Below are 13,987 nucleotides of genomic sequence, written 5' to 3'. Positions count from 1 at the left end.
TTAAGATTTATCAAAAGTATTTTTATTGTCATCAATCTTTTCTTAAATCTAATACTAAGTCGGATTCTTTAATAATGTATTGGGGTGCATAGGTCATACTGGCAATTTTTATTTTGAATTCTTTGTGTGTTAAATTATCTAAAATGATTACTTGCATTTTCCAATCTATATCAGCCTTTGGTTCATACATTTTATCTATTGCTCTCACTATTTCAGAATAACTTTTTGCCTGCTTTAACATATCTTTTCCAACTGCTTCATTACCTCCGACAAAATTTGACATTTTTGTAGCGGTGCTAATTGGAGCATTTACCCTACCGACTTTTAAAATTTTAATGTCTGTAAATCCGTATTTAATAAGTTTTTTTGGAACTCTTTCTTTTATTGCATTCACTACTACTGATGAAAATGATGTAGTATCTATACTTTGAAGGTATTCTCCTAGGTAAGTTTCTTTTACTTTTAACACTTTTTCTCCTGTAGTTGGAGCTACTTGGGCATTCAGACCGAATGTTGATGTTAATACTAATACGGTAATAATTCCTTTTAAATTTCTCATTTCTATTATTGGTTATTGATTGTTAATGTTTTTTTTTGATATTGAAAATGGTATAGTTTACATGTTGACATATGTGTTTACTCAAGGGATAAAGATATGAACTATTATTGGTAAATTATGCCAAACGAATCAATAATAATCGATTTTTACGTTAAGCGATTCGGAATCAACTTAAAGAGAATTAGAGAATCGAGAAACATGACCCAATTTGATTTAGCAACTGCTATGAATGATTTGGGGTCTGAGTCGTTTATTGATAAAACAACAATTTCTAGAATTGAAAATGGGCGAACTAATATAACTTTAACTAATTCAATAAAACTTTCTTTAGCGCTTAAAATAGATTTAAAAGAACTTTTTGATTTCTAACTACAAAAAGATTGTTAATAAATGATTCTTAGGTGTTTATAGAATGTCAGTTTGGGAGGTGGTTTTTTGTATAATCGTCAATCATCATTTCTAAATCATCATCACTAATAGGGTGTCTAAACGGAAGTCCTTCGTTGAGGTATCGCTCATTTATTGGTTTTCTTGCTTCCCAACCGAGTTTTATTGGATTAGGTTTAGCAAGATCGTATTCTGACCATCCAAAAATTTTTATTGAAACTTCTTCTTTTTCAATAGTAACATGACTAATAATCTCTTTGATCTCATTTTTAAATAGCTCTAGGTCTTCGCTAAAATGTTTAATGTCTGTTTTTAGTGCATTTTCAGAAGTTTTAATGACTTGATTAAGTTTAGTATTGATCTGATTGTATTCTTCTATTTGTTTGCTTGTTTCAGATTTTATTTCATTATAGTCTTCTTTTGTGTACTCTAAATCGAGATAAAGATCTCTTGCTCTTTTTTGTCTGTTTTCAAGTTTTTCAATTTCTTTGTTATTTACATCAATCTTAGCTTTATATGATAATATATGCAATTTAAAGTTTTCGCGTACTTGTTCATCCTTTGTTTTTTGTGCATGTCTTTCAACAATTCGACGTATCATTCTAAACAGCCACGGTCTATTAATAGAATTCTTACATGTTTCGTCCTTGCAAATAAAAGAATCGATTCTTCCTTGAGGGATGACTTTCTGATGCATTATTGCCCCGCATACGCAATTAATTTTTCCTTTTATAATGTTGGTATGTACCTTTGTTCTACTTCCAAATTTGCTTCTGCTATCAATGGAATCATTAGCTGTTTGCCATAAATCTGTTGAAACAATTGCAGGAACTACTAAATCTAAGTCGTTGTACTTTCTTATCCCTCTGTGAAACGAGTTTCTGATTATTCCCGTTAGTGTTCCAATTGCTATTTTTCTCCCAAACTCTGATTCGATCAATGTAGAAATATTTCGCATACCAAGGTCTTTTCCTGCGAGTTCAAATATCCTTCGAATCATTGGTGCTTCAACCTCATCAATCATAGGAGTGCCGTCTTCTCCTTTTTTATAACCAATTATTTTTCCACCGAAAGCTAAGTTCTTGCGTGCTCGCGACATTTTTCCTGAACTTATTCTTGAGCCAAGTAGTCGTGTTTCATTAGATGACATTACACCTAGCATTGAAATCATCATATCACTTGCAAATGATCGTTTGCCAGTATCATCAAGAGTTGATATATTTAAGTCTTTAATGTGAATATTAATTCCTTTATCGATGTAATGCTCAACGACATTTTGAATATCATTATTTTTTCGTCCAAGTCGAGAAATTTCTAAAACTAAAATATTTTTTACATCTCCATTAAGTTGGAGATATTTTTTCATCTCATTAAATCCGAATCTTTCATCAGTTTTGGTCTTTGTCGCGCTGATTTTATCCTCAAATATTTCAACTAAATTTAATTTTTTTTTAGAAGCAAATTCTTTAATATCGTCGTATTGTCTTTCTAAAGATTGTTCTTGTGTACTTACTCTGAGATATGCGACTGCTTTCATCTATTAATATTTTCTGTAAAAGTATAAAATAACAATGAACTATATATGATAATTAGTAATTAAAGTAGCCAGAACTATCGCCGACTTAGAAGCGGCTCCCAATATTATTTCTTCTCATATCGCCGAAGCAATTCAGTATAGAAGTTTAGACCGAGATGGTTGGTTGGGATAAAAAAAGAGCAACTTGTTAGAGTTGCTCTTTTAAATATATTGAGTAAAAGGAGTAATTATGCAACTACTTCTTTAGGTTCTTTAACCTCTTTACGCTCTAATAAAGCCATGTAAAAACCATCAAAACCAGACTCAGAAGCCAATATTTTGTGATCTTTTACAAAAGTAAACTGTTTACCAATTTCTGTTTTTAAGAATTTCTCTACCTGTTCTTGATTTTCAGAAGGTAAAATAGAACACGTAGCATAAACTAATTTACCACCTGGTTTTACAATCTTAGAGTAACTTTCTAAAACTTCAGCTTGAACTTTACGAATGTTATCGATAAATTCAGGCTTCAATTTCCATTTAGCATCAGGGTTTCTTTTTAAAACACCTAAACCACTACATGGAGCATCGATTAAAACTCTATCCGCTTTTTCATGTAATTTCTTAATTACCTTCGTAGAGTCAATAATACGGTATTCGATATTAAAAGCACCATTACGTTTTGCTCTAAGCTTTAATTGCTTCAATTTACTTTCGTATAAATCCATAGCAATTAACTGCCCTTTGTTTTCCATCAAAGAAGCAATATGCAACGTTTTTCCACCAGCACCAGCACAAGTGTCAACAACGCGCATTCCTGGTTTTACATCTAGAAAAGCGGCTACACGTTGTGAGTTAGCATCTTGAACCTCAAAGAAACCTTGTTTAAAAGCATCAGTTAAGAATACATTGGCTCTTTCTTTTAGAACTAAAGCATCTGGTTGCTCTTTTAAAAATTCAGTTTCAATATTTAAGTCCATTAAGATAGCTCTTAATTTCTCTTTAGTCGTTTTTAGAGTATTTACTCTAAGTATAACTTTAGCAGGTTGGTTTTGAGCAGCAATTTCTGTAGCCCAAAGTTTCTCGCCTAATTCTTTAACTCCTAATTCATCCATCCAATCAGGGATAGATTCTTTAATAGCTCTAATTTTAGAAAGTTCGTCAAAACGACCTTTTATTTTTCTTTCAGGAACACCTTCCAGTTGGCGCCAATCAGGAATTGGATATCCTCTTAACACAGCCCATACCGAAAATATTCTCCAAAGGTTGTCTCTGTCAAAAGGTTCTTTAACTTCAGCAATCTCACTGTATAATCTTTTCCAACGAACTATTTCGTATATCGTTTCTGCGACAAATTTCCTGTCAGAACTTCCCCAACGCTTGTCTTTTTTTAATGCTCTTGCAACCACTTTATCTGCATATTCGCCTTCATTGAATATAGCATTTAAAGAATCGATGGTCGTATAAACTAAATTTCTATGTAATCTCATTTTAAATAATTGAGCTGCAAAGGTACTATTAATTGGTTGAAAGTTAAATTTTTAATTTTGAATGTTCATTTTATATTTTCAATCTAAAAAAAAACACTCTTTTAAGAATTAAAAGAGTGTTTTGTAACTATTTAGCAAGGCTTAATGAACCCTTGTTAAACCTATGTTTTCTGGAGCATGAAGGACCATTGGGAATTTTTCAATTTTCACAGAACTGCTGTCTAAGCCAAAAGCGCGTTCTTCAGAAAGACTTAACTTTTTGATAAAGAAATAGGAGTTCATGATAATATTTTCATGCCATCTTAGATCATTGTCGTTAGATAAGAATTTCTCAGATAATACAAATTTGAAATCTCCAATGATATTATTTTTATTCAATGATTCATATCGGCTTGTAATATCAACTTCCCCTTTTTTCACCATATCACGAATAACTTCTCTAAACATAAGGTTGATTTTGGTAGGTTCTCTAAATCCTAAATTAAAATCAACTCTATAAATATCGTCTTTTGCAATTTCAGTGACTTTATATTGAGTTTTGTATGGTTCAGTCAAAATATTTACGTGAACAAACCAATAGATATCAGCTCTTTTTGGACGCTTTTGTAAAATAGAATAAATAACTTTTTCTTCCAATTCATCTACACGACTAGCATTAGTCATATAAACTAAATGTGTAGCATATTTAGGAATAGTTAAGTCTTCGCTTAATTCCATTAGTACTTTTTTATAGTCTTCAATTTTGATAACCTTAGTGTAATTTTTATTGATTTTCTTAGCCAAGAACCAAATCGTCATGATAAGAATAAGGGCAGATGCAATAATTAATGTTACGTATCCACCTTCTGCAAACTTAGTTACATTGGCAATTAAGAAACTAATCTCGATAGCTAGGTATATTGTAATTAAAGGAACCATAAAGTATAATTTTACTCGTTTCATAATCAAGTAAAAATTAAGTAAAATAGTAGTCATGATCATACATAAAACAATTGCTAAGCCATACGCATGTTCCATTTTTCCTGATTCTTCAAAATGCAATACGATTCCAACGCAACCAAAGAATAATAACCAGTTGATAGAAGGAATATATAATTGTCCCTTAACTTCTGTAGGATACTTTATTTTTACTTTAGGCCAGAAGTTCAATCGCATAGCTTCATTTATTAATGTAAATGAACCACTAATAAGCGCTTGAGAAGCAATTACTGCAGCAAGAGTTGCTATAACAATTCCGATAGGTTGAAACCAATCAGCCATGATTAAATAAAATGGATTTCCATTTCCGCCTAAACCTTGTAAAGTTTGGCCTTCATGATGAATAAGAAATGCTGCTTGTCCAAAATAGTTTAAAACCAATGCCGATTTAACAAATATCCAGCTTATACGAATGTTTTTTCTTCCACAGTGACCCATATCAGAGTATAAAGCCTCAGCTCCAGTTGTACATAAAAATACAAAACCTAATACGAAGAAACCATCAGGATGTATAGAAAGTAAGTGATAAGCATAATAAGGATTTATTGCTTTAAATACTTCAGGATGATGTACAATTTGTATTACTCCCAAAACACCTAGCATGGTAAACCAAATAAGCATCATTGGAGCAAAAAATTTACCCACTAACTTAGTTCCGAATTGCTGTATCGTAAATAAAACAAATAAGATTGCTATAACGATAGGAACAGTATTAATACTAGGGTAATACGTTTTAATACCTTCTATTGCTGAAGAAACAGAAATTGGTGGTGTAATAATACCATCGGCTAGTAAGGCACTTCCCCCAATAATGGCGGGAACAATCAACCATTTAATCTTTGTTTTTTTAACCAAAGCGTATAAAGCAAAAATTCCGCCTTCACCGTGATTATCAGCGCTTAATGTGATGAGTACGTATTTTATAGTTGTTTGAAGTGTTAATGTCCAAAAAACACATGAAATACCACCTAAAACAATGTCAGCATCGATTACATGTTTGCCAAGTATGGCTTTCATTACATATAAAGGAGAGGTTCCTATATCACCATATATAATTCCTAAAGTGATTAATAAACCTCCGAAAGTTAACTTACTATGTAAGTTCTTGTGTGATGCGCTCATTTAATTTTTAATTTTATAAAAGTCGCGTCAAATTTACTGTTTTAAAACAAATTAACATCAAATTATGAGTAATAAAGATAAAAAAAACACGATGGTTAAATCGTGTTTTTATTTTAATCAGCTAAGTGTAATAAAATTAGCCTCTTCGGTTGCCGCCTCTTTCAGAAGAGCTGCTTTCTCTTGGGTTAGAATTACCTCTGGAAGCCGAATTTGATCTCTGATCATTAGAGCCTTGTGGGCTTGATTGTCTAGCTGAGCTAGTTCTGTTTTCAGAGTTACCTCTTGAACTTTCTGTTCTCTGAGACGAATAATCTCTAGAAGAATTCCCTCTGTTTTGACTGTAATCTCTAGTAGTCTCTGTTCTTTGCGGTGGTGTTGCTACAGTAGAACTTGGTCTGTTTTGAGTATAGTCTCTAGTCGTTTCAGTTCTTTGAGTAGCATTCCCTCTATTATAATCTCTAGAAGAAGTATTTGTTCTATCTACAGACGTTCCCGTTGAGTTTGATCTATTTTGAGAATAATCACGAGTAGTTGGTCTTACTGTAGTATTATTTTCTCTAGAAGAATTTGTTCTGTTTTGAGAGTAATCTCTATTAGTTGATGCCGTTCTATCAGTTACTCTGTTAGTATTAGAGTAAGTATTGTTTCTTCTGTTTGTTTCTCTGCTGGCAACACGTCTTTGATCCAGTTCATATCTATTGTTTACATTATTGTTACGTTGACTAAATCCGTTGTTAGGATTACGTCTTTCATATCCATAAGAACGATTTGAATTGTATATTACAACTGCTACACTACTTCTTCTATGGTTTACATAGTTGTAATGGTTGTTTACGTTAATACAAATATTAATATTGCTTCTGTATCTGTAAATAGGGTAAGGTCTCCATGCAGTATAATAAGTTGGATAGTAATTCCATCTCCAGCTTGAATAATAAGGACGGTAATTGGTTACCCAAAACGATGTGTAAATTACAGGGGTAACTGTATATACAGGCTCGTAGATATAATTTTGACCATAAATAAAGTCGTTTCCAACAACCTGAATGTGGACTTTATTAAAAGAGTCTCTCTCTAAATCAATTGTTGCTATATCTTGATAAATATCTTGGTCGAGTACAGCTTGAATGATGACAACGTGAGTTCTGTTTTCAACTTTTTCGATTACACGCAAATAATCTACTTGATTATCATTGTTTAAGTCAAGGTTTGATATTTGGTATTTTGGTTCGTTTAATCTTCTTTCAAAATCTTGAAGATTTGAAGATTCTCCAAAAATAGAGGCTACAGCTCTTAAATCTAAATTATCACTAATATCAGAATTTTTAGCATATACAGTAGCTCCAGCTTGAGCTTGCATTGTAGCAAACCCTAAAGTAAGTAGGCCTATTAAAAGTAATTTAGTTTTCATAACGTATCGTATTGTGATTGTTGTTTTGAATTATCCAATTACTGTGCCATAAAAAAAATTAGCGTTTTGATTTTATATAAATAATTGTATTTTAGCATAAAATATATTAAGAATATGATGAAGAAATTGGCTCTCTTTTTAAGTTTTTATAGTTTGGTTATGCATTGTCAGACAGTAGATTATAAAGTAATTGATGAAGGGTTTAAGTCGGTAGTGATCGATACGTTATTTAAAGATAAAATAAGTATTAGAGCAATAGCAATCGATAAAAATAAAGTATGGTTTGGAGCTGATAATTCACGATTTGGATATTATGATTTAAAGGGTAAAGAAAAATATGTAGAGTATATTTATAGAGATACTTTAAAATTAGAGTTTAGGAGTATAGCGCAAACTGCAAAAGATATTTTTGTATTAAGTGTAGCAAATCCAGCTTTGCTTTATCAGGTATCTAAGAAAACCAAAATAACTAAATTGGTTTATAAGGAGGTTAATGATAAAGTGTTTTATGATAGTATGCAATTTTGGAATGATAAAGAAGGGATTGCCCTGGGAGATCCTACCGAAGATAGCTTTTCAATATTAATAACACGTGACGGAGGTAATACATGGGCAAAGTTATTGGCAGATCAGTTGCCTACTATGGCCAATGGTGAAGGTGCATTTGCAGCAAGTAATACTAATATTGTTATAAAAGGAAAATATACTTGGCTTGTTTCTGGAGGAAAAAGAGCGCGAGTTTTTTATTCAAGTGATAAAGGAAGAACTTGGAAAGTTGCAGAGACTCCCATTGTACAAGGAAAAACAATGACAGGGATTTTTACAGCCGATTTTTATGATTCTAAAAATGGCTTTATTGCTGGCGGTGATTATGAAACTCCAGAGCAAAATTTTGATAATAAAGCAATTACTACAGATGGTGGGAAAACATGGAGTTTAATTGCTCAGAACACTGGTTTTGGTTATGCTTCTTGTGTCCAGTATGTGCCGAAAAGTAAGGGAAAAGGGCTTGTTGTAATTGGAGCTTTAGGTTTGTATTACTCAGCAGATGGAGGGAATACTTGGAAGCAATTGTCTACAGATCCTAGTTTATTTACAATACGTTTTATAAATTCAAATACTGCAATTGCTGCGGGATATAATAAGATGGTGCAAATCCACTTTAAAAAATGAGAACCCTAAATAATAAAGTAATTATTATAAAGGGTTCTCCGCTGTTGTTATTTTTAAGTAGGATTTAGTTTTTACCTGCTTTATCTCGATATTGATGTAATAGTTTGCGATTAAAGTCATCTTCTGATTTTCGAAGGATTATGATTTTTTTCGCAGGAAGAATTTTCTTCAAGTTAGTTGTGTATTTTTTGCGCAAGAGATATAACTCTTCATCTGTGTTTTCGATTTGGGAAAGAAGTGTGGCAGCTTCTTTTTCAGTCATGTTTTTTAAGGTCTCCTCAGTTAACTTTCTCGTGTATGCTTTCATTTTTTGATGCCTCAATTCATATTGTTTGTCATCATATGCGTTGTATATCGGCCAGAATTTTTCTGATTCAGCCGAAGTCAAGTCTAATTCGGTTGTGAGGAAAGAAACTTTATATGCTTTTATTTTCTCTCTCTTTTCGTCCATTTTCTCATTCTGAGCATAAAAAGGAAGAGTGATTAAGAATATAAATATCGGAAGTATGTTTTTAATTTTCATCTGCATTATGTTTAATGTAATTGTATTTTTATTCTAAAATTAGATGTTCAATATTGGGGTTCGATGCAAGGAGATCTTCTAGAGTATCATCTCCTAAAGCAATATTTTGATCTAAACTTTTAATATCGTTTGTGTCTAGTTCATGAATTAGATCATATTGATTTAAATTAGATTGATAGGATAAATAGGTTTCTAAGGTCGCCTCGTCAAGCTCTTTAGATTTTGTTGCATATTTATATACGACAGGAACGGTTAAAGCAATGATAAGAACTGCGGCAATTGCAATAAGTGCTTTTTTATTCCTAGCAAATAAAGAAATTGTTTTAGGTTCGTTTTGAGGTAATTTCTCTAATAAATTCACAGAGAAATTTTCAAAGTAATGCTCCGGAGTTCTAAATCCAGTTTCTATTTTAGGCTCGTTTTCTAATTTAAATTCTTTCATGATATATGTAAGACTATATTACTTGTAAAAGGTTTAATTGGATATAACATAAGCTTCTATTTTTTTTACCGCATGATGATAAGATGCTTTTAATGCTCCAACGGAAGTGCCTAGTATTTCAGCTATTTCTTCATATTTTAATTCTTCAAAATATTTCATTTTAAAAACCAATTGTTGTTTTTCAGGAAGTAAAACGATTGCTTTTTGTAGTTTTATCTGAATCTCATTTCCATCAAAATAAGTGTCAGCTTGCAGATTATCAATAGTTTTATTTTGTAGTTCTTCGGAGGTTATTCCGCTTAATTTTGCCTTTTGAGTTAAGAAAGTTAAGGCTTCATTGGTTGCAATGCGATATACCCATGAAAATAGTTTGCTATCTCCTTTAAATTTATTTAGATGTCGAAATACCTTCACAAATGTATTTTGTAAAACATCGTGAGCGTCATCATGATCCAAAACAATATTTCGGATATGACCATATAGTGGTTTTTGGTAATTAGATACGAGCTTTTGAAACGCTATATTTTGCGTCTTCGGGTTTAATAATTCTTGTATAAATACCTTTTCGTCTGTCAACTTTATAAATTATATAAGTTAGAATAGAATTATTCGAAAAGGTTTAATGTCCGTTTCGGGTTTTTAAAATTCAGATTCCTCTTCTTTTGCAACAGGAGGAGTATGAGTTGGAGTAGTTTCTACTCTTGGAGTACGAACTACAGGTGGTTCAACAGGAACGACCTTCGGTTTTACTGGATAATAAATCTCAGTAACCCATTTTGAAGGATTCGCAATTTCAAATTTACTTACGGAGTAAATTTCAAGATGTGACCAATTAAGATCAGGAGATAATTTTTGATTATTTATATAGGCAGTAGCTTTTTCAATAGCTTGTTTGGTGTGTGAGTAGTCTCCTTTTAAAGTTGTTTTCACAGCTTCGAATGGTTCTAATTTTCCTGTTGAAATATCACTTCCAGCGCTAGTAAAAATTTCTTTTTTGATAGGTAGGCAGATCGAAATTTTTGCTAATCCATTTGTTGTGTCGTAAGTGTGGTATAGGACAAAAGGTTTTCCGTTGATTTCAATGCCATTAGCTTCGCAAAATGAAATTAATTGAGGAGCAACAACTCTAACGTTTTTAGTGATTTTTGAAATCTCACTTGTAAATGTTTGACTAATGTAAAAGGTTTCTGGTTTTTTTACAACTCCATCAACTTTGATGTCAAAGGTATTGGTTTCATAAACCAATATTTTATCTAAGTTGGCCAGACTTTTTTCGTACATAGTACCAATAACTTTATCTGCTCCACCATGAAGTGCTGAATATATTTTGAAAAGAAAGCTCATCGTTCCTTTAGATTTCCATGTAACTTTTGTGCCTCCAAGAGTATCTTTAAAAACCCATGAAACATCTGCTAAACTACCGTCGAAATTCATTTTTTGATTAATACTTTGCGTATCGGTTACAGCTGTAGTTTTAATATCTCCATTACCGTCATTTCCTTTCCACGAAAATGAAGCGTTTAATCCAGAGGTGTTTTGAGGATATACAAATTGGGTTGTAGGATCTTCAACAATCCAAGAGCTAAAATCAGCCCAGTTTCTGTAGTCATTTACGAAATTAAATAAAGGAGCACGTTGTATCTTTATAACTTTACTTCTCTCAACTGTGAAATCACCTTTTTGAGTAGCTACAAATACGGTTAATGAGACTAAACTTAATAGTAATAGTAGGAATATATATTTTAAAATTCTCATAGTATCTTGGTTGTTTACAGGTGTAAAGTTATAAATTTTATTAATATTCGATAGAGAATATTAAAAGGCCAAAACTAGGTCTTTTTTGTTAGTTTTTTCACTTTCCGAATAGTTTTATAAAAAATATTTGAAGGAAAAATGATTAAGCAATATAAATAAAATTGGCTTTTAAAAAGTACTCAAAAGTAATATTAACGTTGTTTTTTATATTTTTTTTAAAGAAAATGTATCTTTGATGGATAATAACAATTTTATAAACTAAATATCATTAATAATGAAATTACTTAAAGCTGCAGGAATTTTTATGATTGCTGGTGTTTCGGTTATTTGTAACGCACAGGTTGCTAATACATCTAAGCTGAAAACAAACAATGATAAGCCTTTTGATTTTACAGTAGAGCAATTTGCCGACATTAAAGTACTACGTTATCAAATACCAGGTTGGGAGAATTTAACGCTCAAAGAACAAGAATTAGTATATTATCTTACGCAAGCAGGAACTGCTGGACGTGACATAATGTGGGATCAGAACTATAAGAATAATCTAAAAATCAGAAAAGCACTTGAGCAAGTTTATGTAAGTTATAAAGGGGATAAAAAAAGTTCTGACTGGAAAAATTTTGAAATTTATCTTAAGCGAGTATGGTTTTCTAACGGTATCCACCATCATTACTCTAATGAGAAGATTAAGCCTGATTTCTCAAAAGAATATTTTGAAGGTCTGTTAAAAGCTACAAAAACTAAATTGGCAGCAGACGTTACGGCTATTTTGTTTGATGATGTAGATAGTAAAAAAGTAAATCTTGATGAGTCTAAAGGTTTGTTAGCTGGTTCTGCAATTAATTTTTATGAAAAAGGAATAACATTAGAAGAAGCGGAAGATTTTTATAAAAAACAAACAAGTCCAGATCCAAAGAAACCTATTTCTTATGGATTGAATTCTAAATTGGTTAAAAACTCAAAAGGACAATTAGAAGAAAAAGTTTGGAAAAGCGGTGGAATGTATGGAGCAGCAATTGACAAAATTATCTTTTGGTTAGAAAAAGCTAAAACGGTAGCCGAAAATAAAAAACAAGGAGATGCAATTGGATTGTTAATCGAATATTATAGAACTGGAAGTTTAAAAACTTGGGATGATTATAATATTGCTTGGTTGCACGCTACAGAAGGAAATATTGATTATATAAGTGGTTTTATTGAAGTGTATAATGATCCATTAGGATATAGAGGTTCTTATGAAGGAGTTGTGCAGATTAAAGATTTTGATATGTCGGCTAAAATGCAAGTAATATCAAAAAATGCACAGTGGTTTGAAGATAATTCTCCATTAATGGATGCTCATAAAAAGAAAAATGTTGTTGGGGTTTCATATAAAACGGTTATCGTTGCAGGAGAGTCAGGTGATGCTTCTCCAAGTACGCCAATTGGTGTAAATCTTCCTAATGCGGATTGGATTCGTGCAGAACATGGCTCAAAATCAGTTTCATTAGGAAATATTATCGATGCTTATTCTCAATCAGGCGGTAGCGGTAAATTACAAGAATTTGCTAATGATGAAGAAGAAATTGCATTGGCGAAAAAATACGGAGAACTAGGGGATAAATTACATACTGCTTTGCATGAAGTTGTAGGTCATGCTTCTGGGCAAATAAATGAAGGTGTTGGAACACCAAAAGAAACCTTGAAAAGTTATGCTTCGACTCTTGAAGAAGGTAGAGCTGATTTAGTTGGTTTGTACTACTTATACAATCCAAAATTACAAGAAATAGGATTAGTTGATGATTGGAAAAAAGTTGGAATGGAATCGTATGATAGTTATATCCGTAACGGATTAATGACTCAATTGGTTCGTTTGGACCTAGGAGCAAACATCGAAGAAGCTCACATGAGAAACCGTCAATGGGTAAGTGCTTGGGTTTTTGAAAAAGGAAAGAAAGACAATGTAATCGAAAAAATTACTCGTAACGGTAAAACGTATTTTAATATTACTGATTACGATAAATTACATGATTTATTCGGACAGTTATTGCGTGAAGTACAGCGTATAAAATCTGAAGGAGATTATAATGCAGGAAAAGCTTTGGTAGAAAATTATGGTGTAAAAGTAGATCAAAAAATACATGCTGAGGTTTTAGAACGTAATAAGCAATTTCCATCAGCGCCATACAGCGGATTTGTTAATCCTGTTTTGGAGCCTAAGTTAGATGCAAAAGGAAAGATTATTTCTATAGAAGTAAAACAACCTAAAACTTTTGCTGAGCAAATGTTGAATTACTCTAAAAACTTTGGTTTCTTGCCTTTAGAAAACTAATAAGTATATCTAAATAATAAAAATGCCCGCTTATTTAGCGGGCATTTTTTATGAAATATATTATCGTTTGAAGAATATTTTTATCAAAAATAGAATAATGATAAATGCTATGAAAACTAACAAAACTTTATAGTTTCCTTTATAGAATATTTTGTGAAGGCCTACATCTTTTCTGTAAGCAAATATCATTGCGATAACAAAAGCGATAAAAAAACACAATGCAAATATTAATTGTCCCTGACTAAACATAAGTTTAAATTTTTTGTGGCAAATTTAGGCAATAGTTTAAGAATAGTTGTTAATTTAGTTTATCATTTAAT

Annotated in this window: 14 protein-coding genes; 4 read left to right on the top strand and 10 right to left on the bottom strand. The window is 31.7% G+C overall.

Going from position 1 to position 13,987, the window contains the following annotated elements; translation table 11 throughout:
* Positions 1–31: 31 nt before the first annotated feature.
* Entirely contained in the window at positions 32–559 is a 528-nt protein-coding gene (locus tag LPB87_RS10035; RefSeq protein ID WP_230727805.1) for a hypothetical protein, read from the bottom strand.
* 117 nt (positions 560–676) lie between these two features.
* Here LPB87_RS10035 and LPB87_RS10030 point away from each other — a divergent pair, with 117 nt between their 5' ends.
* Entirely contained in the window at positions 677–928 is a 252-nt protein-coding gene (locus LPB87_RS10030) for a helix-turn-helix transcriptional regulator (protein ID WP_230727804.1), read from the top strand.
* Positions 929–974: 46 nt separating this feature from the next.
* Here the strand turns inward: LPB87_RS10030 and LPB87_RS10025 are convergent, their stop codons facing one another.
* Positions 975–2,483 (bottom strand): recombinase family protein, encoded by a 1,509-nt coding sequence (locus LPB87_RS10025; protein ID WP_230727803.1) that lies wholly within the window; start codon positions 2,481–2,483, stop codon positions 975–977.
* Between the two features lie 58 nt (positions 2,484–2,541).
* Here LPB87_RS10025 and LPB87_RS20745 point away from each other — a divergent pair, with 58 nt between their 5' ends.
* Positions 2,542–2,655: a hypothetical protein gene (locus LPB87_RS20745; protein ID WP_347349508.1), complete on the top strand. Its 114-nt coding sequence runs from the start codon at positions 2,542–2,544 to the stop codon at positions 2,653–2,655.
* 55 nt (positions 2,656–2,710) lie between these two features.
* Here LPB87_RS20745 and LPB87_RS10020 read toward each other — a convergent pair whose 3' ends face one another.
* The 3 genes from LPB87_RS10020 to LPB87_RS10010 form a co-directional block, all read right to left on the bottom strand.
* The gene (locus tag LPB87_RS10020; protein ID WP_129539290.1) at positions 2,711–3,952 is read right to left on the bottom strand and encodes a methyltransferase domain-containing protein; all 1,242 of its coding nucleotides are present in this window, start codon (positions 3,950–3,952) and stop codon (positions 2,711–2,713) included.
* 141 nt (positions 3,953–4,093) lie between these two features.
* The gene (locus LPB87_RS10015; protein ID WP_129539289.1) at positions 4,094–6,052 is read right to left on the bottom strand and encodes a KUP/HAK/KT family potassium transporter; all 1,959 of its coding nucleotides are present in this window, start codon (positions 6,050–6,052) and stop codon (positions 4,094–4,096) included.
* Positions 6,053–6,188: 136 nt separating this feature from the next.
* The gene (locus LPB87_RS10010) at positions 6,189–7,463 is read right to left on the bottom strand and encodes a hypothetical protein (RefSeq protein ID WP_230727802.1); all 1,275 of its coding nucleotides are present in this window, start codon (positions 7,461–7,463) and stop codon (positions 6,189–6,191) included.
* Between the two features lie 117 nt (positions 7,464–7,580).
* On the opposite strand from LPB87_RS10010, the gene LPB87_RS10005 reads away from it, so the two are divergent.
* Positions 7,581–8,636, top strand: a complete 1,056-nt coding sequence (locus LPB87_RS10005) for an oxidoreductase (protein ID WP_129541088.1) — start codon at positions 7,581–7,583, stop codon at positions 8,634–8,636.
* 64 nt (positions 8,637–8,700) lie between these two features.
* Here LPB87_RS10005 and LPB87_RS10000 read toward each other — a convergent pair whose 3' ends face one another.
* From LPB87_RS10000 to LPB87_RS09985, 4 genes are all read right to left on the bottom strand, one after another.
* Positions 8,701–9,159: a sensor of ECF-type sigma factor gene (locus LPB87_RS10000; protein ID WP_129539287.1), complete on the bottom strand. Its 459-nt coding sequence runs from the start codon at positions 9,157–9,159 to the stop codon at positions 8,701–8,703.
* 28 nt (positions 9,160–9,187) lie between these two features.
* A complete protein-coding gene (locus LPB87_RS09995; protein ID WP_230727801.1) occupies positions 9,188–9,601 on the bottom strand; it encodes a hypothetical protein in 414 nt (137 codons plus the stop codon).
* Positions 9,602–9,634: 33 nt separating this feature from the next.
* On the bottom strand, positions 9,635–10,177 hold the full coding sequence (locus LPB87_RS09990; RefSeq protein ID WP_129539285.1) for a sigma-70 family RNA polymerase sigma factor: 543 nt from the start codon (positions 10,175–10,177) through the stop codon (positions 9,635–9,637).
* Positions 10,178–10,240: 63 nt separating this feature from the next.
* Positions 10,241–11,356: a transcriptional regulator gene (locus LPB87_RS09985; RefSeq protein WP_230727800.1), complete on the bottom strand. Its 1,116-nt coding sequence runs from the start codon at positions 11,354–11,356 to the stop codon at positions 10,241–10,243.
* A 274-nt stretch (positions 11,357–11,630) separates the two neighbouring features.
* Between LPB87_RS09985 and LPB87_RS09980 the strand changes: the two genes are divergently transcribed.
* A complete protein-coding gene (locus tag LPB87_RS09980; protein WP_230727799.1) occupies positions 11,631–13,667 on the top strand; it encodes a dipeptidyl peptidase 3 in 2,037 nt (678 codons plus the stop codon).
* Positions 13,668–13,727: 60 nt separating this feature from the next.
* Here the strand turns inward: LPB87_RS09980 and LPB87_RS09975 are convergent, their stop codons facing one another.
* Positions 13,728–13,916 carry a hypothetical protein gene (locus LPB87_RS09975; RefSeq protein WP_035624553.1) on the bottom strand — a complete coding sequence of 63 codons (189 nt, stop codon included), beginning with the start codon at positions 13,914–13,916 and terminating at the stop codon, positions 13,728–13,730.
* Positions 13,917–13,987 lie beyond the last annotated feature (71 nt).

This window comes from Flavobacterium sp. EDS (assembly GCF_020991525.1).
Classification (GTDB): domain Bacteria; phylum Bacteroidota; class Bacteroidia; order Flavobacteriales; family Flavobacteriaceae; genus Flavobacterium.
The sequence above is the reverse complement of the archived record's forward strand: the minus strand, read 5'-3'. Positions and strand labels throughout refer to the sequence as shown.

Coding starts and splice junctions, on each gene's coding strand:
- LPB87_RS10010 (WP_230727802.1), bottom strand. CDS start 7,463: ATGAAAACTAAATTACTTTTAATAGGCCTACTTACTTTAGGGTTTGCT.
- LPB87_RS10000 (WP_129539287.1), bottom strand. CDS start 9,159: ATGAAAATTAAAAACATACTTCCGATATTTATATTCTTAATCACTCTT.
- LPB87_RS10005 (WP_129541088.1), top strand. CDS start 7,581: ATGAAGAAATTGGCTCTCTTTTTAAGTTTTTATAGTTTGGTTATGCAT.
- LPB87_RS10030 (WP_230727804.1), top strand. CDS start 677: ATGCCAAACGAATCAATAATAATCGATTTTTACGTTAAGCGATTCGGA.
- LPB87_RS09985 (WP_230727800.1), bottom strand. CDS start 11,356: ATGAGAATTTTAAAATATATATTCCTACTATTACTATTAAGTTTAGTC.
- LPB87_RS09980 (WP_230727799.1), top strand. CDS start 11,631: ATGAAATTACTTAAAGCTGCAGGAATTTTTATGATTGCTGGTGTTTCG.
- LPB87_RS09975 (WP_035624553.1), bottom strand. CDS start 13,916: ATGTTTAGTCAGGGACAATTAATATTTGCATTGTGTTTTTTTATCGCT.
- LPB87_RS10020 (WP_129539290.1), bottom strand. CDS start 3,952: ATGAGATTACATAGAAATTTAGTTTATACGACCATCGATTCTTTAAAT.
- LPB87_RS10015 (WP_129539289.1), bottom strand. CDS start 6,052: ATGAGCGCATCACACAAGAACTTACATAGTAAGTTAACTTTCGGAGGT.
- LPB87_RS10035 (WP_230727805.1), bottom strand. CDS start 559: ATGAGAAATTTAAAAGGAATTATTACCGTATTAGTATTAACATCAACA.
- LPB87_RS09995 (WP_230727801.1), bottom strand. CDS start 9,601: ATGAAAGAATTTAAATTAGAAAACGAGCCTAAAATAGAAACTGGATTT.
- LPB87_RS10025 (WP_230727803.1), bottom strand. CDS start 2,483: ATGAAAGCAGTCGCATATCTCAGAGTAAGTACACAAGAACAATCTTTA.